Here is a 17,872-nt window from a genome sequence, read left to right on the forward strand (position 1 = left end):
CCAGGGTAGTTTGACGAGTCATGAGCACGCTGAAGGACCTCCTGACCGCTGACATGCGCAACGCCCTCAAGGCGCGCGACGAGCTGACCACCTCGACCCTCCGGATGGCGTTGGCCGCGATCGGCAACGCCGAGGTAGCCGGCAAGGCCAAGCGGGAGCTCTCCGACGACGAGGTGCTCTCGGTCCTGACCAAGGAGGCGAAGAAGCGCCGGGAGGCGGCGACCGCCTTCGCGGACGCGGGTCGGGTCGAGCAGGCGGAGAAGGAGCGGGCCGAGGGCGAGGTGCTCGACCGCTACCTGCCGAAGCAGCTCAGCGACGAGGAGTTGGCCGAGCTGGTGCGGGGCGCGCTCGCCGGTGGCGGCTTCGAGGGCAAGGCCCAGTTGGGCCCGGCGATGAAGGCCAGCCAGGCCGCGGTGGCCGGCCGGGCCGAGGGGGGCAGGGTGGCCGCCGAGGTACGGCGCCAGCTCGGCGTCTGAACGTCGCCTCCGCCTCCGCCTCCGCCTCAGCCGGCCAGCCCGACGATCTCATCCGGCTCACCCTGCCCCTGATACGACGATGGGCGGGCACCCACTCGGGTGCCCGCCCATCGCTGTCTCGCTTACCGCCTCTGGTTACTCGCCCGGCGGGCGTCCCGGGTTGGGTCCTCGGGGACCGTCACCGGGCTGCCCCGGGGCGTTGTTGCCAGGCGAGGGGGAGTTCGACCCCTTGCCGTTGCTGATCTCGATCGTCACCGAGCCGCCCTTGATGGTGCGCCCGCTCGGGTTGGTGCCGGCGGCAGTGCCCGCCGGGCACTTCGAGTCGACCTGCTTGGTCGAGACCTCGACCTCGAAGCCGGCGCCCCTGACCCGGCTCCGGGCCGTGTCGACGGGCTGGCACTCCACGTTCGGAATCGAGCGCTGGTCGCCCTGGACGATCTTGCTGTTCGGCGGGGTGAACTGCTGGGTGGGTTTGCCCTTCATGGCATCCCGCAGCGTCTCCCAGACCGCCGGGTCGACCTTGTCGTGGCGCATCTTCTCGGTGGTCTCGGGCCAGTCCGGGTCGGCCAGGATGCCGGCGACGGCGAGCTGCTTGGTGGTGACCACCAGGGCGGCCGTCCGGTCCGAGTCGGTGGTGCCGCTCTTACCGGCGACCGGCTTGTCGACGATGCCGCGTACGGCCTGGGTGGTGCGCCCCTTGCACTGCGAGGTCGAGGAGTTGTCGCCGACCGGGCAACGGGCGGCGTCGATCGCCGCGCGGGCGACCTCCGTCTTGAACCGCTGCTCGCACCGGGGGCTCGCCACGTCGAGGGTCTTGCCGGACTGGTCGCGGATCTCCTGCACCGGGATCGGCTCGCAGTACTTGCCGTCCGCCGCGAGGGTCGCGTACGCGTTGGCCACGTCGAGCGGTGTGGTCGCCGAGACGCCGAGGGTGAATGCGCCCCACTGGTCCGCGCCGCCTTCAGCGGTGGTCATCCTCGCGTCCTCGGCCGACCGGAACTGGATGCCGAGTCGCTTGGCCACGTTGATCGAGTTGAGCGCGCCGACCCGCTCCTGCAACGGCACGAAGTAGGTGTTGACCGACGCGCCGAAGGCGCTCCACATGTTGTGCGTACCGGTCATGCTCTTGCTGGCGTTGCGCGGGCAGTAGTCGTCGGTGCCCGGGCAGGCCCCGTCCCCGTTGAACTTGACCGGGTACTTGGAGTGGTACATGTCCGGCGCGTTGATGGAGTACGCCAGCGGGTAGCCCTTCTCCAGTGCGGCCACCAGCGGGAAGATCTTGAAGGTCGAGCCGGCCTGGTAACCGGTGATGTCGCCACCGCCGGTGATCAGCGGGTTGGTGGTGTTCGGGTAGGTGCCCCGGGTGCCCTTCGGTGCCTTCTTGTTGGTGGAGAACCCGTTCAGCGGCTTGTTCGGGTCGTCGAGCTTGAAGTTCCGGTTCACCGCGAGGGCGCGTACCCGGCCGGTGCCCGGTTCGACGCCGGCCACCATCAACGCTTCCGGGTTACCGGTCTTCATGTACTTCTCGACGGCCTTCTTCGCCGCGTCCTGCGCGGTGACGTCGAGCGTGGTGACGATGCTGTAGCCACCCGACTTCAGCCGCCGCTCCCGGTCGTACGTGGTGGCGCCGAAGGTCTCCTGGTCCATCCACCAGCGGTAGAAGAAGTCGCAGAAGAAGCCCCAGTGGTTCTTGCTGGTGGCGACACAGCCGTTCGGCGCCCGGTGGCCGGTGATGACCATCTCGGCGGCCTTCGCGGCGGTCGCCTGCTCCGGCGTGATGGCGCCGATGTCGCGCATGTTGTCGATCACGTAGTCGCGCCGCTTCAGCGCCCGGTCGAAACCGTCGGTCGTGGTCGGGTCGTTTTCCGACGGAGCCTTGACCATGCCGGCGAGCATCGCCGCTTCCTCGATCTTCAGGTCCTTCGGGTGCTTGTTGAAGTAGACCTGGCTCGCCGCGAAGATCCCGTACGCGCCACGGCCGAAGGGGGCGATGTTGAGGTAGCGCTCGAGGATCTCCTCTTTGGAGAGTTCGCTGTCAATCTGGATCGCGTACCGCATTTCGCGGAGTTTCCGGGCAGTGGTGTCCTCGGTCGCCGCCACCACGTCCTGCGGGTGGGTCGCCGAGTAGGCGATCGCCTGCCGCACGTACTGCATGGTGAGGGTGGAGGCGCCCTGTTGGGTCTCCTGCGAGCTCTGGTTGGCGGCGAAGGCGCGGGCGATGCCCTTCATGTCGACGCCGTTGTGCTTGTAGAAGTCGTGGTCCTCGGCGGCGATGATCGCCTGCTGCATCACCGGGGCGATGTCGGCGATCGGGACGTCCCGCCGGTTCTCGTCGTACATCGTCGCCAGCACTGTCTTGCCGTCAGAGGCATAGAGGTAGCTGATCTGCGGCGCCATCTTGACCGTCAGTTCGGTCGGCAGCTTGTCGAAGGTCTCGGCACCGGCTTTGGCGGCCAGGCCGGACATCGCCACCGCGGGGAAGGCCGCCGCGGCGACCACCACTCCGGCCAGTAGGCCACAGATCAGCAGCGATGCGCCATTGGCAAAGACATTGTGGTCGCGTTTCCGCATCCGGGTCACCTCGTCAGGGTACGTGAGTCAGCAGCGAGGTCGCGCTCCGCGTAGTTTCCCCATTTCCTGCGGGCGCTGGTCTCGTTGTGCTAAACGCACGGACCCAGGCGTGCGGTTGCGGGCACCGTGCTGCCGAGTCTCCTACATCGGACGGATCTCCGCAGCGTTTTCGCACATCGCAACTGGGTAGACAGCGCGGACGGCCGGGCAAAGAGCCCGGAGTGTCCGGATTAATGAATTTGGCCGACAACGTTGCGTAATCAGTCGACTACAGAGCATGATGGTCCGGCGAGGGAAATCGCACGTCGTCCGTGCCGCCTGGGGGCAGGCGCGACGGATGGCCGGGGGGTTAGTGGCCGGCTGATCGGCACGAGTCGGTAGCGGGAAAAGCAAGGGGGGACGTGAACAGATGGGCATGATCACAGACTGGCCCACTTTGGCGGCATGTCAGAACGGTGACCCTGACGCGCTGTTCGTACAGGGTGCCGAACAGAACGTGGCGAAGCGGATCTGCCGAAGTTGCCCGGTGCGCTACGAGTGCCTGGCCGACGCGCTCGACAACCGAATCGAGTTCGGCGTCTGGGGTGGCATGACCGAGCGGGAACGGCGGGCGCTGCTCCGTCGGCACCCGCAGGTGGCCAGCTGGCGCAAGATGTTCGAGGCCGCCTTGAAGAACAAGGACAAGTCTCTGGTCACGGCCGGCTGATAGCGGCGCCTATCGTTCGCAGCCCGTCGACGTCATGTACGTCGGCGGGCTGCGCCGTGACCGCCACCGTCGGCACCATCGGGTACGCGTCCGTGAAGACAGCCGCCACCCGCTGCTCCCGGGCCGCCTGCTGAGCCAACGCGGCGTGCACCCGCAGCGTCTCCACCGTGCTCTCGTGACCACCCAGCTCCGCCAGCCGCTCCGCGGCGGCCAGGCTCTGCTCGGCTGAGAGATCGGCCGCGTTGGTCCGGTGCACCCGGTTGAGCACCAGCCCGGCGAGCGGCATCCGGTCCTCGCCGAGCCGTCCGGCGAAGTACGCCGCCTCCCGTACCGCGTCCGGCTCCGGTGCCGCGACCAGCAGAAACGCCGTCTCCTGCGCCTGGAGGATGCGGTACGTCTGCTCCGCCCGCTGCCGGAAACCGCCGAACATCGAGTCGAGTGCCGCGACGAATCCGGACAGGTCAGTGAGCAACTGGGCGCCGAGCACCTTCTGCACCACCCGGGAGAACATCCCGAACGACGCCGTGACCAGGCTGAACATGCTCCGTCCGCCGGACCGGGCCGGAGCCAGCAGCAGCCGCAGCATCCGCCCGTCGAGGAAACGGGAGAGCCGGGCCGGCGCGTCCAGGAAATCCAGGGCCGACCGGGACGGTGGCGTGTCGACCACGATCAGGTCCCACTCGCCCCGGGCGTGCAACTGCCCCAGCTTCTCCATCGCCATGTACTCCTGCGTACCGGCGAAGGTCGAACTCATGGCCTGGTAGAAGGGGTTGGCGAAAATCTCGGCAGCCTTCGCCGGGTCGCTGTGCGCGAGCACCACGTCGTCGAAGGTCCGCTTCATGTCCAGCATCATGGCGTGCAGCTCGCCGCCACTGGCCTCCACGTCGATCCCCTTGACCTGCCGTGGCGTGTTGTCCAGCTCGGTCAGGCCGAGTGACTGGGCGAGCCGGCGGGCCGGGTCGATGGTGAGCACGACCGTACGCCGTCCGTGTATCTCGGCCGCGCGTAGCGCGAGCGCCGCGGCGGTGGTGGTCTTTCCCACGCCACCTGAGCCACAGCAGACCACGATCCTCACACCGGAATCGGCGAGGATCTGGTCGACATCCAGCTGCGGCGCTGGTTGATCGGAAGGCACCATCCGAGCGTATCGGGATTGGGGCTCCCGCTGCCCAGGGCAGCGCTCAGGTGTGAGTCAATCGGCGCTGGCCAGCACTGCTGCCAGCCGATCCAGGCCGGACCGGTCGACCCCTTCGGGCAACAGCGGTAACACCGTTATCGGCAGCCCCAGCTCAACCAGGTCCGAGCGGAGCGACTCCTCCAGTTCACGTCGGGTGAGCTGGTCACGGGCCTCGGTGTGGAGAGCGGCGACGGTGGCCCGGTCGGCGGCCAACCCGGCGGCGGCCAGCCCGCGACGCAACTCCGCCTGGCTGACCTTCGCCGCCAGCAGCGGTGGCCGGGCGCTGTTGACGATCACCCGACCGACCGGGATGCGCAGCTTGTTCAGCTCGGCGATCGCGTCGACCGTCTCCTGGACCGGCATCTCCTCCAGCAGCGTCACCACGTGCACCGAGGTGATCGGTGAGCGCAACAGGGCCGCCACACCCTCGCTCTGGGTCTTGATCGGCCCGACCTTGGCCAGCCGGGCGGCCTCGGCGGTGACGTTGAGGAACCGGCCGATCCGGCCGGTCGGTGGGGCGTCCAGCACGACCGAGTCGTACACCCGGCGCTTCTCCGCCGTCCGGGTGGTCGCCTCCTTCACCTTGCCGGTGAGCAGCACGTCCCGCAGTCCCGGTGCGATGGTGGTGGCGAAGTCGATCGCGCCGAGCTTGCGCAGTGCCCGGCCGGCGGCGCCGAGCTTGTAGAACATGTCCAGGTACTCGAGGAGGGCCTCCTCGGGATCCACGGCGAGTGCGCGTACCTCTCCGCCACCGGGAAGCGCGACGATCCGTCGCTCCTCGTACGGCAGCGGGCCGGTGCCGAAGAGCTGGCCGATGCCCTGCCGGCCCTCGACCTCCACCAGCAGGGTGCGCCGCCCGTCGGCGGCCAGGGCGAGCGCCAGCGCGGCGGCGACGCTCGTCTTCCCGGTTCCGCCCTTGCCGGTCACCACGTGCAGACGGGCGGGCCAGCCCGTACCGGGCTGACCCTCCGACGCGTCGTCACCTGCTCGCACGTATACGAGCGTAACCAGCCGTACCGGCTAGCTGACCTCGCAGACCCGCCATCCGGTCTTCTGGATCACGGTGAACTTCAACTGCTGGTCGACGGTCTTCTCGTCACCGGTGGTCATGGTGAGCTGGACCGAGACCGTTGCCTGCGCCTCGGTCTGGTTTTCGACCTTCGGCTTCTGCCACTTGAATCGTGGGGCTTTGTAGGTGGTCGAGAGCTTTTCCACCTCTTCCACCTTGTCGGCGATGTCTGCCTTGTTGCCCGCCTGGGAGCAGACCAGGGCGGCGGCCTTCTCCGCGTCCTTGTCGACGTAGACCGCCTTCAGGAAGCTGTCGACCGCGCCCGCGGGGTTGGGCGCTCCCTGGCCGACCTCGGTGTTGCGCAGCAGCAGGAACGCCGCGGTGCCGCCGCCACCGCAGAGCACCAGCGCGGCGGCGAGCACGATCGAGGCGATGAGCAGGCCGCGCCTCTTCTTCGGCGGTGTCTGCGCCGGCGGTGGGTATCCCGGCGGCAACGGGTAACCGGGCTGCCCGAACTCCGCCGACCCCGGCACCGGCTGCCCCGGGTACGGCGCGCCGGGCACCGGCTGACCGGGTTGGGGCCCGGCGTACGGCGCGCCGGGCACCGGCTGACCGGGCTGTCCCGGGTACGGGGTGCCCGACACGGGCTGTCCCGGGTACGGCGTCCCCGACACCGGCTGACCGGGCCAGTTCTGCGGCGGAACCGGCTGGGTCGGAACCGGCTGGGTCGGAACCGGCTGTACGGGAATCGGCTGGGTCGGGATGGCCTGCGTCGGCGGGGCCTCGGCTTCCGGCGCTCCACCGGAGGGCACGACGCCCGGACCCGTCGGATCGGCGGGGGTGGTCGGCGCCGCCACGGGCGTTGTCGGGACCGCTTCGGTCGGTGCCTCGGCCGCTGGTGGCGTCGGTGTCACCGGCTCGGGTGCCCCGGTCGTCGCGGGCTCCGTCGTCGCGGGCTCCGTCGGCGTGCCCGGCGCGGCAGGCCCGGCATCCGGTGCGGAAGCTCCGGCGGCTGGCGCGGAAGCGTCGGCGTCCGGTGTGGTCGGAGTTGCCTGCGTGGGCTCCTCGTCGCGGGGCGGCTGACCACCCGGCGGTTCGGCAGGGCCGCCGTTGGGCGGTTGGGTCATGGTCTCCCCCGTAGGGCCTCGGTACGCCGGTCCTGCGGCAGCCCTTCGGTGCACCGGCGGGCCGCGCGAGCTGGCGCAGTGATCAGGCTTGGCGAGAGAGCATACGTGCCCGCTCGCGGCTGAGGGTAGCTGTCCTGCACCAACCGAGGGTTGTGGCGTACCGCCACCAGCGTGATCTCGATTCCGGCGTTGCCGTTGTCGCTGGGCGTCCGTTGGAGCATGCGGGGGTGGCCGGCACCGGGACCCGAGGGCCGATGCCCGTAGGCTGTCCGGCACGTCCGTACGCCGTCCGGCGCAGCAGTCACGAACGAGGGGACCAGCCAGCGATGCAGAAGTGGGAGTACGCCACGGTGCCGCTGCTCACGCACGCGACCAAGCAGATTCTCGACAACTGGGGCGAGGACGGTTGGGAGCTGGTGGGCGTGGTGCCGGGCCCGAATCCGGAGCAGCTCGTCGCCTACCTGAAGCGGCCCAAGGCATGAGCAACGGTCCACACGCCAAGCTCGCCGAGTTGGGGCTGAGCCTGCCCGAGGTGGTCCCGCCGCTCGCCTCGTACGTCCCGGCGGTGCAGTCCGGTCGCCAGGTGTACGTCTCCGGCCAGTTGCCCATGGTCGACGGGAAGCTGCTCGCCACCGGCAAGGTGGGCAACGGCGTCTCCGCCGAGCAGGCGAAGGACCTGGCCGAGCAGTGCGCCCTGAACGCGCTCGCGGCCATCGACTCGCTGGTCGGCCTGGAGAACGTCGTCAAGATCGTCAAGGTGACCGGCTTCGTCGCCTCGGCGGAAGGCTTCACCGGCCAGCCGGGTGTCATCAACGGCGCCTCGAACCTCTTCGGCGCGGTCTTCGGTGAGGCCGGCCGGCACGCGCGCAGCGCCGTCGGCGTGGCCGAACTGCCGTTGGACGCCCCGGTCGAGGTCGAGGTCATCGTCGAGGTCGCCTGACGGCTCACCGGCCGACCACCGACCTACCTGGTGGCGCGACCAGCGCACCTGGGCTGCCCGGACCAACCCCTCATCCGGGTACGTTCGGCACCCCAGGTGCGGGTTCGCGCCGCCAGGGCGGGGTGCACCGCCGACTCGACTCGGCGACGTCGTCTGCTGGCCGTACGATTCCAGCCATGACTGGGCACGTGAGCGCGCCGGCCGCGGCGCTGGTCGACCAGCTACCGAGCTGGGTGACCCTGCTCCGGGCACCCAATCCGGGACCGATGACCCTGGACGGCACCAACACCTGGCTGCTGCGGGCGCCCGGGCAGGATACGGGCGTCGTCATCGACCCCGGTCCGGCCGACGAGGAGCACCTCGCCCGGATCGCCTCCCACGGCCCGATCGGCTTCATCCTGATCACCCACGGGCACGCCGACCACGTCGAGGGCGCCCGTCGCCTTTCCGACCTGCTCGGCGGAGTACGCGTTTTCGCGGCTGATCCGACCCACTGCGTCGGAACCGTCCCGCTCGACCCGACCGAGAGTTTCGACGCGTACGGGCTGGGATTCGACGCGTTGGACACCCCCGGACACACCCGTGACTCGGTCTGCTTCCTGGTCGAGCCGACAACCTCGTTGGACGGGGAGGCGCAGGCCGCCGTCTTCACCGGGGACACCATCCTCGGTCGCGGCACCACCGTGGTCGCCCACCCCGACGGCGACCTGGGGCAGTACCTCGACAGCCTGGAACTGCTCACCTCGTACGACGGGTTGCCGGCGCTGCCCGGCCACGGCCCGGCACTGGCCGACTGTGCCGCCGCCGCCCGGTTCTACCTGGCCCACCGCCGGGCCCGCCTCGACCAGGTACGGCAGGCGGTCGCCGCCGGTGCGACCACCGCATCGGAGGTGGTCGCCGTGGTCTACGCCGACGTGGACCGCTCGCTCTGGTGGGCGGCCGAATGGTCGGTCCGGGCCCAGCTCGACTACCTCGACCGGCGGGAACGCGACCTTGACCGGCGGGAACGCGACGGCGACCCGGCCGGGGCGGGGCAGGAAGTCGGATTCAGCGGGCAAGAACGGGAATCGGGGCCGGGGGTCAGCGGGTTGGACCTCCCGTGACCTGCCCGGTGTGTGGAACCGTCGCCGTGCCCGGCGCGCGGTTCTGCCACAACTGTGGCGCCGCGCTGCCGGCTGCCGCGACCCTGCCGGCGGCCGAACGCCGGGTGGTTACCGTCCTCTTCGGCGATCTGTCCGATTTCACCTCCTGGTCGGAGGACCTCGACCCGGAACGGGTCGGCGCGGTCACCGACCGGGTCCTCGCCGCCCTCGCGGGCGCGGTCAAGACCTTCGGCGGACACGTCGACAAGCTCACCGGCGACGGCATCATGGCCGTGTTCGGCGCCCCCGTCGCGCACGAGGACGACGCCGAGCGGGCGGTCCGGGCCGCGCTCTCCATGCAGAAGGCGGTCCGCCGGGTCCTCGACGACGAGCGCGGCGGCGGTGCCCCGCTCGGCCTCCGGGTCGGGCTGAACACCGGCGACGTGGTCGCCGGCATCCAGGCCGCGATCGAGTACACCGTCATCGGCGACACCGTGAACACCGCCGCCCGGCTCGCCGACGCCTCCGCGATCGGCGCGGTCTACGCCGGCGCCGGCACCGCCGCGGTCACCCGGCACGTCTCCTCGTGGCGGCAGCTGCGGCCGTTGCGACTCAAGGGCAAGCGTCAGCCGGTCGAGGCGTACGAGCTGCTCGGGCTCCTGGACGCCCCCGGCACCCGCTCCGGACTCGGGGACGAGGCGCCCTTCGTCGGCCGGGAAGCCGAGATCGGGCGGATCGCCGGACGGCTCGCCGAGGTGATCGACCAGAACGATCCCCGGGTGCTGCTGATGACCGCCGAGGCCGGGGTGGGCAAGTCGCGCTTCGGCGCCGAGGTCGAACGGCTCGCCGCCGGGTACGACGTCGGCACCGGCCGGTTCGCCGCGCACACCGGGGCGCGGGTGCTCTCCGTACGCTGCGCGGCCTTCGGTGAACGGCGCCGGCTCGCGCCCCTGGCCGACCTGGTCCGGGCGGCCGTCGGTCTGCCCAGTGGGGGCAGTGCGGCGGTGACCCGACCGGTCGTCGAGGAGCGGCTGCGCCGGCTCGGCCAACGACTCGCCCGCTACCGGGTGGACCAGCCGCCGATCGCGTCCGAACTGCTGCTCGCCCTGCTCGGCTACGGCGACCTGGCACCGGCCCCCGGTGTCCCGGTCGGGGCGGAATGGGCGCCCACTGGTCCGGTACCGGACGCCAACGCGGTGCCGGCGGCCGTCGCCGACCTGCTCAGTACGTTGGCCGCGGAGACCCCGATGGTGGTCATCGTCGACGACCTGCACGACGCCACCCCGGAGACGGTGGAGGCGCTCGGCGGCATGCTGTCCCGGTTGACCGGACCGGTGCTGGTGCTGCTGCTCGGCCGCCCCGAACTGGTCCGTACGGCCGGCGCGTTGACCGGGGTGGCGGACGCCGAGGTGTTCCCGCTGCCACCGTTGCGGGGCGCCGACGCGGCCCGGCTGCTGACCGTCTATCTCGGTGGTGGTCGGTTGCCGCAGGCGGACGCGGACCGGCTGCTCGCCACCGCCCAGGGCAACCCGTTCTATCTCGCCGAACTTGTCACCCTGCTGATCGAGCGTGGCGCCCTGACCGCCGTACGGGACGGGGAGGCCGGCCCGGTCGGCGGCACCGCCGTCACCGGTGCCGGCGCCGCCTGGCAACTGGTGCCCGGATCGCTCGGCAGCCGTCTGCTCTCCCGTGACCTGGCCGCTGTCCTCGCCGCCCGGATCGACGCGCTTCCGGTCGACGCCCGTTCGGTGCTGCGTGATGCAGCGGTCGTCGGCGACACCGTGCCGGCGGGTGCGCTGGAGGCGCTGCGTGAGCGCCGGACCGGTCGGGACGGTGGAGCCGCCACAGTGGACACCGTCGAGCTGGACCGGGCGATCGAAGAGCTGTTGCAGCGACGGATGCTGCACCGCACCCGGGACGGCTACACCTTCGCCACTCCGCTGATGCGGGAGGCCGCGTACGCCGGTCTGGGCAAGGCCGACCTCGCCGAACGGCACGCGGCGCTGGCCCGGTGGGCGGCCCGCGTCGAAGCCCCGGCCGGGGCCGGTGACGGGACAACCGTCGACGACCGTACGACGACGGTCGGCGCGGACCGGTCCGGCCTGCCGGACGAGCTACGGGACGCGTTTGTCGCCGAGCACGTCGAACGGGCGAGCGCGCTCGCCGACGCGGTCGGCCTCCGGACCGACTCCGTCGCCCGTACGGTGGCGCCGCTGGGTGTGGCGGCGCTGACCCGATCCGCCCGCAAGGCGATCGCCGCCGGGGAGCCGACGCTCGCGGTCGAGTACGCCGAACGGGCCGCCGTGCTCGGCGGCGACGAGGTGCCCGGCCCGGACCAGTTGGTGCACGCCCGGGCCCTGTTGCAGATCGGCCGTCCGGCCGACGCGCTCTGTTTCGCCGAGAAGATCGGCGCCAATGCCGGGGACGACGCGGTCCGGCGGGCGGGTGCGTTGCTCGTCGCCGGGCAGGCGTACCAGGCGATCGGCGATCACCAGCGGGCGGTGGCGTCGTGGCAGGAGGCGTTGCAGGTGGCGACCGCCGCCGACCTGCCGGCACCCCGGGCCTCGGCGATGCGCCGGCTCGGCATGGCGGACTTCTTCGGTGGACGGTTGAGTCAGGCGAGCAGCCGGTTCGCCGGGGCGTACCAGGTCAACCTGGCCGCCGACGACCGGCGCGGGCAGGCGTGGTCGTTGCAGAACCTGGCCTGGGTGACCACCACCAGGGGCGACTTTGCCGGCACCGACGCGGTGCTCGGTCGGGCGGCGCGGCTCTTCGCCGAGACTCACGACCCGGTCGGTCAGGCGTGGCTGCGCGGCACGACCGCGTTCGCCCGGCTGCTCGCCGGACGGCTCGCCGAGGCCCGCCGGCTGGCCCGGGTCTTCCTGCCGTTCGGGGAGCGGGTCGGCGAGGCGTGGGCGGTGGGTACGTTGCGCGCGGTCGAGGCGTTCGCGGCGGCCGAGTTGGGTGAGTTGACCGAGTCCGACCGGGAGGCCCGCCGGGCGTACCGGGACTTCGCCGCAGTCTCGGACGACTGGGGCAGGGGATTCGCCCTGGTCGTACGTGGTGTGGTGGCGCGCGGGCTGGATGAGCCGGAGCACGCGCTCGACCTGCTCACCGATGCCCTGGCGTACGGCGAGCGGACCGCGCATCCGTTGCTGACCGGGCTGGCGGGCACGTTGCGCGGGTTCGTGGCGTTGCAGCGGGGTGACGTGGAGGCCGCCGAGCGGGACGCGCGGGCGGTGCTCGCCGCGGTCGAGCCGCACAACCCGTTGGCGCCGGTGCAGGTCGGTCCCCGGGTGCTGCTCGCCACCGCCCGGCTGACCGCCGGTGACCCGAGTACGGCGGTGGGGTTGCTGGCGCCGTTGGCGACCACCGCGAGCACCCCGTCGTTGCTCTTCTCCCGGCAGCAGACCCTGGCCCGGTACGCGTCCGCGCTGCTCGCCGAGGGGCAGCCGGTGCAGGCGCTGGACTGGGCCCGGCGGGCGTCGACCGCCCCGGCCGAGGACGTACGCAGTGCGGTGCTCGCGGCGGGGACGTTGGCCGAGACCCTGGCCGCCGTCGGCGAGTACGCCGAGGCGGGTGCGGCTGCGGCGGAGGCGGTGCGGTTGGCGTACTCGACCCAGCAGGTGAGTGAGCGGGCCGCTGCGGACGCGCTCTGCGCGAGGCTGGCGCCGTACCTGCCGGCTCCGATCGACGTGGCCGCGCTCGCGGCGGCGGCCGGTCTGGCGGAGTCTGCCGGTCTGGCCGAGTCCGGCTCATCCGCGCACCCGCTAGCGTAGATCTTCCACGGTCCACAGCGGACGCCTGCGGTTGCGGGGCGAGCCTTTCGTTGGCCGGGCAGTCGCGGTGGGTGGCCGCGACCACGGGGTGTGTCTGGAGGAGACGGATGAGGCTGCCGCGTTCCGCTGCCGGCTGGACGATTGCCGTCTTCGGCCTGCTCGCCCTGGTGCTGGGTCTGGTCGGGCTGATCCGTCCGGAGACGTTGCTGCGTCTGCTGGGTTTCGAGGTGATCGCGGCGGGGGACCGGGCGAGCGGGGACTACACCCGTACCTACATTGCCGCGTCGTCGATGGCGGCGGTGAACATGGGGGTCTACTACCTGGTCGCCGCGCACACTGAATGGCGAGCCTTCTTCCGGTTCACGGTTATTTTCCGGTTGGTCACCTTCAGCGTGTTCTCCACTCTGGTGCTGACCGGCTCCGCGCCCGGGAAATTCTTCGGCGTCGCCCTCTGGGAAGGGCTGGGTGCGGTGGCCACGGGCGTGGGGCTGTGGCTCGATGCTCGCCGGGTGAAGGTGACTCCGACCTCGCCGGCGACCGGTGCTGTCCGGTCGCCGACCGATGCGGGCCGCTGAGCCGTCCGACCTCTTCGGTATTTTCGTTGTTGTGACGGACAACCCGCCAGGCGCGCTACCGAAGCCCGTGGTGCCCGGTCTGACGGATTTGCATGTGTTTGCCCGAGGTGGCTACGCCACCGTCTACCGCGCCACCCAGGGGTCGGTCGGGCGTGAGGTCGCGGTCAAGGTCGAGAACCGTACCCTCGGCAGCGAGCGCGACCAGCGGAGATTCCTTCGCGAGGCGCGTGCCGCCGGCCGGATGTCCTCCCACCCGCACGTGGTCGACCTCTTCGACGCCGGGGTCACCGAGGACCAGCACCCCTACCTGATCATGGAGCTCTGCGACGGCTCGTACGCGGAACGCATGCGCAACTCCCCGCTCGGGCCGGTCGAGGCCCGCGACCTCGGCGTGAAGATCGCCGACGCGCTCGCCCACTCACACGCCATGGGCGTGCTGCACCGCGACGTCAAGCCGGCGAACATCCTGCACTCGCACTTCAACCCGGCCGTGCTCGCCGACTTCGGGCTCGCCGTCCTCGCCGAGGTCCGCGACACCCAGGTCACCCTGGAGGTGCTGACCCCGGCGTACGCGCCACCGGAGATGTTCCGGCACAGCCCGCCCTCACCGGCGGTCGACGTCTACGCCCTCTCGGCCACCCTCTACGCGGTGATGCACGGCCAGCCGCCACGCTGGCGCACCGACCGCAACCCGAGCCTGGTCACGCTGATGGAACTGTTCAGCGAGCCGATCCCCGAGCTGCCCGGTGTGCCACCGGAACTGGTCGAGGTGCTCCGCTACGGCATGGCCAACGACCCCGAAGCCCGGCCCACCGCGGCGCAGCTACGCGACCTGCTCGCCGCACTGCCGATCGGCCCGGTCGCGCCGATCTCCGGTGCCCCGGTCTCCGGCACCCCCTACACCGGTTCACCGATCTCCAGCCCCCCGTTCCCGGGTTCGTCGTTCCCCAACTCGCCGTACCCGGTTTCGCCCGCCACCGGCCCGACCAGTGGCATCAACGGCGCAATTCCCGGCCAGACCGGACCGGACCATCGCAACCAGTCGGACGCCACCGCCCCGGGCGGGCTGGGCGCCTCCACCACCGCCCCGAGCGGCGGCTACCCCACCCCGCCCGGACCCCGTCCGCCGGTCAGCGCGCGCTACGACGACAACCACCCGACCGTACGGACCAACCCCCGGCGACGCCGTCTGCGCTGGTTCTTCGGCGGGCTCGGCGTACTCGCCCTGATGCTCGCGACCGCCACCGGATCCTGGTACGCCGCCCGCGTCGACCGGACCGCGCTGCCCGGAGCCAGCGCCACCGTCACCGACTCCCCGGTGCCGCCGACCCTCTCCGGTGGCGCGAAGCGACCGTCCGGCGGGGCCCTGCCGGGCTGCCGGCTGGTGCCGCTGCCCAACGGTGGGCGCTGCACCGACGAGCTGGAGTGCTTCGGCCCGATGCAGATCCAGGGCACGCACGCCGGGGCGAGCCGGGTCTCCTGCGCCGGCCGGCACAGCTGGGAGGCGTACGCCGCCGGTGACCTGCCGGCCGAGGTCGACGCCGCGAACCACCAGGCGATCTGGAAGGACTCGACGGTGCAGGGCATCTGCAACGCGAACACCTTCCGGCTCACCACGCAGTTGCTCAGCGCCGGCGACTGGCAGCTTCAGGTGCTGCCGCCCAACGGCGACGAGCTGGCCCCGGGCGAGCGGGTGTTCCGGTGCCTCGCAGGCAAGGGCACCAACGCGTTGACCGGCCCCACCCTCGGCCGCTGAGCCGACCGAGGTCCCCTCAGGCGGAGGTCGTCGGGAAAGCCGTCGGACCGATCGAGTCGGCGGCGGAGCGCAGCGCCTCCAGCATCGCCGTGATGGCACTGGTCCGGGCCAGGTCCGGCCAGGTGTACGCGGACACGGTCCGGCGCAGCACCGGCTCGACCCGTACCGGGACCACGTCCGGGTGCTGGAGGAAGGCGAGCACCAGACTCGGCAGCAGGGCGACACCGAGTCCCGCCGCGACCAGGCCCTGCAACGCCAGGTTGTCGTCGGTGGCGCAGGCGATGGTGGGGTTGAAGCCGCTGCCCGTACAGGCGTCGACAAAACTGCTCCGGCACTTGGGACAGCCGGCGATCCAGGTCTCCCCGGCCAGGTCGGCGAGCTGGACCGAGCGCCGTCCGGCCAGTGGGTGACCGTTCGGCACCAGCAGCACCAGCGAGTCGACCAGCAGCGGCACCTCCAGCATGCCCGCCTCGGCTGGCCCGGTCTCCGCCGCGCGGGGCAGCTCCGACTCGTACGTGAAGGCGACCACCACGTCACACTCGGCCCGGCGGAGCACCTGGTACGACTCGGGCGGCTCGGCCTCCAGCAGCTCCAGCCGTACCTGCGGGTACCGCTCCTTGAGCGCGGCGGCGGCGTACGGCACCAGGGTCGCGTTGGCGCTGGGGAAGGCGCAGACCCGTACGGTGCCGGTTTCGAGGGTGGCGACCGCCCGTACCTGCTGTTGGGCGACGGCCATGTTGTCGAGGATGTCGGCGGCGTGCCGGGCCAGGGTGGTGCCCGCCTCGGTGAGCCGCAGGGTACGTCCGACCCGGGCGAAGAGCGGTCCGCCGACGGTCCGCTCCAGTGCCTTGATCTGTTGGCTGACCGCCGGCTGGGTGCAGTGCATCGAGCGGGCCGCCGCGGAGAACGAGCCGCTCTCCACCACCTGACGGAACATCACAAGCTGGCGCAGGTCGATCACGCGGGAAGCATAACCGCTGCTTATGGGTCTGCCCGGGGGTGTGATGAGGCTCGCCTAGCCGGCCGAGGCCCGCTCAGCCGACCAGGACGGGGAGTTGGTAGCGGCGGCGGATGCTGGTGCCGACCCGGGAGATGTCCGCGCCGTAGATGTGGATCGAGACGGCGGTGTCGGTGCCGGCGTTGCGTACCTCGTGGATGTCGCCGGGCGGGGCGATGCCGCAGACGCTGCCGGTGAGGTTCTCGGTCACCTCCGCCTGGGTGAGGAACACGTCGCCGTCGCGTTCGGTGACCTCGTACCGGACCTCGGACTCGACGCCGTCGACCACGCCGACGACGCACCAGCAGAGGTGGTCGTGGATGGGGGTGGCCTGCCCCGGCCGCCAGACCAGGGCGACGACGGAGAAGAGGCCGTCCGGTTCGACGTGCAGCACGTGCTGGACGTAGCTGTCCGGGTCGCCGGCCAACTGCTCCGGGGTGAGGATCTCCCGGGTGGGCAGGTTGGCCCGGAGGGCGGCGCTGACCAGTTGCGCGGTCTCCTCGGGCGGACAGACCTGGTTGGCCGCGATCCGGACGCTCCGGACCAGGTCGTCGAGCTGGTTCGTGGACATCTTTCCCGTACCCCCTCGGGGCCGAGGTTCGACGACTCGGGCCCTGAGGCCAGTCTGCGGATCGGGCTCTCCCAGGACCAATTGCGATTTCTTGGCCGGCTCAAAGCACGGCTTATGGTTCGTCGGGCCGGTCCGACTCGGCCCGCTCCGTCCGGCCGGACCGGGCGATCGCCTGGAGCAGTGCGGTGGCGGAGCCGGTGAGGCGCCGTCCGCGCGGCCAGACGGCGCGCAGCGTACGGCTCAGCGTCAGCCCGCGTACCGGGATCGCGACCAGCAGTTTCGCGGCGAGTTCCATCTCCACCGCGTAGCGGCTGAGTACCGCCGGGGCGGTGCCGGCCATGGCCGCGCCCTTGACTGCGGCGTTGGAGCCGAGGGCCAGCTCCGGGGGGAGCGGGTCGAGATCGGCGAGGGCCCGTTCGAGGGTTTCCCGGGTGCCGGATCCGACCTCGCGGACCACCAGCCGGGTCCCGGCCAGCTCGGTCGGCTCCAACGGCTGGCGGCGCCGCGCCCACCGGTGCCCCGGTGCCACCACCACGATCAACTGGTCGTGCCCGACGACCAGGGTGTCGAGCCCTTCCGGCACCGTCGGTCCCTCGACGAAACCGACGTCGATCCCCTCGTCGGCGAGGACCAGCCGGGCCACCTCGGTCGAGTTGATCACGGTTAGGCCGACCCGGATGTCCGGGTACGTCATCCGCAGGTGGTGCAGCCACCGGGGCAGCAGCGCCTCGGCGACGGTCATGCTCGCGGCGACCCGCAACTGGGCGGCCCGTGCCTCGCGGAGGGCGACGAGGCTGTGGCGGAACTCGTCGGCCGCCCCGAGCAGCCGGATGGCCCAACCGACCACCACCCGGCCGTCGTCGGTGAGGGGCGATCCCCGGTGGGTGCGGAGCAGCAGCGGCACCCCGGCCCAGCGTTCGAGGGCGGCCAGCCGCTTGGTCGCCGACGGCTGGGCGATGCCGGCCGCCCGTGCCGCCTGGCCGATGCTGCCCAGCTCGGCGACGTCGACCAGCAGCCGGAGGGATTCGAGATCCGGGAGGTCGCTCATAGCCACAGGCTATGGGGTCGACCGTGATCGAGGGCTACTGACTCCCTGACCAGGGGCG

Annotated in this window: 14 protein-coding genes and 1 pseudogene; 8 read left to right on the plus strand and 7 right to left on the minus strand. The window is 71.5% G+C overall.

The annotated features are described in order from the left end of the window. Window positions 1-20 precede the first annotated feature (20 nt). Entirely contained in the window at window positions 21-476 is a 456-nt protein-coding gene (locus tag BDK92_RS19345; RefSeq protein ID WP_121157966.1) for a GatB/YqeY domain-containing protein, read from the plus strand. A 135-nt stretch (window positions 477-611) separates the two neighbouring features. Here BDK92_RS19345 and BDK92_RS19350 read toward each other — a convergent pair whose 3' ends face one another. Beyond that, window positions 612-3,047 carry a penicillin-binding protein gene (locus tag BDK92_RS19350; RefSeq protein ID WP_121162391.1) on the minus strand — a complete coding sequence of 812 codons (2,436 nt, stop codon included), beginning with the start codon at window positions 3,045-3,047 and terminating at the stop codon, window positions 612-614. Window positions 3,048-3,456: 409 nt separating this feature from the next. On the opposite strand from BDK92_RS19350, the gene BDK92_RS19355 reads away from it, so the two are divergent. Then, complete coding sequence (locus BDK92_RS19355; protein WP_121157967.1) at window positions 3,457-3,753, plus strand: WhiB family transcriptional regulator; 297 nt, start codon at window positions 3,457-3,459, stop codon at window positions 3,751-3,753. On the opposite strand, the gene bagB is transcribed toward BDK92_RS19355, so the two are convergent. The 3 genes from bagB to BDK92_RS19370 are packed head-to-tail and all read right to left on the minus strand — an operon-like array spanning window position 3,740 to window position 7,066. Further along, window positions 3,740-4,891, minus strand: a complete 1,152-nt coding sequence (gene bagB, locus BDK92_RS19360; protein WP_121157968.1) for an ArsA family ATPase — start codon at window positions 4,889-4,891, stop codon at window positions 3,740-3,742. The genes BDK92_RS19355 and bagB overlap by 14 nt on opposite strands. Before the next feature lie 54 nt (window positions 4,892-4,945). Next, a complete protein-coding gene (gene bagA, locus BDK92_RS19365) occupies window positions 4,946-5,923 on the minus strand; it encodes an ATPase BagA (RefSeq protein ID WP_121157969.1) in 978 nt (325 codons plus the stop codon). Between the two features lie 27 nt (window positions 5,924-5,950). Then, entirely contained in the window at window positions 5,951-7,066 is a 1,116-nt protein-coding gene (locus tag BDK92_RS19370) for an Rv0361 family membrane protein (RefSeq protein WP_147457053.1), read from the minus strand. Between the two features lie 326 nt (window positions 7,067-7,392). Here BDK92_RS19370 and sp36 point away from each other — a divergent pair, with 326 nt between their 5' ends. From sp36 to BDK92_RS19405, 6 genes and pseudogenes are all read left to right on the plus strand, one after another. After that, on the plus strand, window positions 7,393-7,548 hold the full coding sequence (gene sp36 / locus BDK92_RS19380; protein WP_121157972.1) for a Sp36 family protein: 156 nt from the start codon (window positions 7,393-7,395) through the stop codon (window positions 7,546-7,548). Further along, a complete protein-coding gene (locus BDK92_RS19385; protein WP_121157973.1) occupies window positions 7,545-8,006 on the plus strand; it encodes a RidA family protein in 462 nt (153 codons plus the stop codon). The genes sp36 and BDK92_RS19385 overlap by 4 nt, the downstream gene beginning before the upstream one ends. 176 nt (window positions 8,007-8,182) lie before the next feature. Beyond that, a complete protein-coding gene (locus BDK92_RS19390; RefSeq protein WP_121157974.1) occupies window positions 8,183-9,109 on the plus strand; it encodes an MBL fold metallo-hydrolase in 927 nt (308 codons plus the stop codon). Then, window positions 9,106-12,759, plus strand: a pseudogene (locus tag BDK92_RS19395) (adenylate/guanylate cyclase domain-containing protein); the annotation flags it as partial. The gene BDK92_RS19390 and the pseudogene BDK92_RS19395, both read left to right, overlap by 4 nt. A 215-nt stretch (window positions 12,760-12,974) precedes the next feature. Further along, the gene (locus tag BDK92_RS19400) at window positions 12,975-13,442 is read left to right on the plus strand and encodes a hypothetical protein (protein WP_121157976.1); all 468 of its coding nucleotides are present in this window, start codon (window positions 12,975-12,977) and stop codon (window positions 13,440-13,442) included. A gap of 31 nt (window positions 13,443-13,473) precedes the next feature. After that, entirely contained in the window at window positions 13,474-15,198 is a 1,725-nt protein-coding gene (locus BDK92_RS19405) for a serine/threonine-protein kinase (RefSeq protein ID WP_121162392.1), read from the plus strand. Between the two features lie 16 nt (window positions 15,199-15,214). Here the strand turns inward: BDK92_RS19405 and BDK92_RS19410 are convergent, their stop codons facing one another. The 3 genes from BDK92_RS19410 to BDK92_RS19420 form a co-directional block, all read right to left on the minus strand. Continuing rightward, window positions 15,215-16,159, minus strand: a complete 945-nt coding sequence (locus tag BDK92_RS19410) for a LysR family transcriptional regulator (protein ID WP_246017132.1) — start codon at window positions 16,157-16,159, stop codon at window positions 15,215-15,217. Window positions 16,160-16,232: 73 nt separating this feature from the next. Then, complete coding sequence (locus BDK92_RS19415) at window positions 16,233-16,766, minus strand: cysteine dioxygenase family protein (RefSeq protein WP_121157978.1); 534 nt, start codon at window positions 16,764-16,766, stop codon at window positions 16,233-16,235. A 112-nt stretch (window positions 16,767-16,878) separates the two neighbouring features. After that, window positions 16,879-17,814 (minus strand): LysR substrate-binding domain-containing protein, encoded by a 936-nt coding sequence (locus BDK92_RS19420; RefSeq protein ID WP_121157979.1) that lies wholly within the window; start codon window positions 17,812-17,814, stop codon window positions 16,879-16,881. Between the last annotated feature and the right edge of the window lie 58 nt (window positions 17,815-17,872).

Source organism: Micromonospora pisi, assembly GCF_003633685.1.
GTDB lineage: Bacteria > Actinomycetota > Actinomycetes > Mycobacteriales > Micromonosporaceae > Micromonospora_G > Micromonospora_G pisi.

Bases quoted from the DNA above. Each gene is read 5' to 3' on its own strand.
- BDK92_RS19345 (WP_121157966.1), top strand. From the start codon at position 21: ATGAGCACGCTGAAGGACCTCCTGACCGCTGACATGCGCAACGCCCTC.
- BDK92_RS19350 (WP_121162391.1), bottom strand. From the start codon at position 3,047: ATGCGGAAACGCGACCACAATGTCTTTGCCAATGGCGCATCGCTGCTG.
- BDK92_RS19355 (WP_121157967.1), top strand. From the start codon at position 3,457: ATGGGCATGATCACAGACTGGCCCACTTTGGCGGCATGTCAGAACGGT.
- bagB (WP_121157968.1), bottom strand. From the start codon at position 4,891: ATGGTGCCTTCCGATCAACCAGCGCCGCAGCTGGATGTCGACCAGATC.
- BDK92_RS19370 (WP_147457053.1), bottom strand. From the start codon at position 7,066: ATGACCCAACCGCCCAACGGCGGCCCTGCCGAACCGCCGGGTGGTCAG.
- sp36 (WP_121157972.1), top strand. From the start codon at position 7,393: ATGCAGAAGTGGGAGTACGCCACGGTGCCGCTGCTCACGCACGCGACC.
- BDK92_RS19385 (WP_121157973.1), top strand. From the start codon at position 7,545: ATGAGCAACGGTCCACACGCCAAGCTCGCCGAGTTGGGGCTGAGCCTG.
- BDK92_RS19390 (WP_121157974.1), top strand. From the start codon at position 8,183: ATGACTGGGCACGTGAGCGCGCCGGCCGCGGCGCTGGTCGACCAGCTA.
- BDK92_RS19400 (WP_121157976.1), top strand. From the start codon at position 12,975: ATGAGGCTGCCGCGTTCCGCTGCCGGCTGGACGATTGCCGTCTTCGGC.
- BDK92_RS19415 (WP_121157978.1), bottom strand. From the start codon at position 16,766: ATGTCCACGAACCAGCTCGACGACCTGGTCCGGAGCGTCCGGATCGCG.
- BDK92_RS19420 (WP_121157979.1), bottom strand. From the start codon at position 17,814: ATGAGCGACCTCCCGGATCTCGAATCCCTCCGGCTGCTGGTCGACGTC.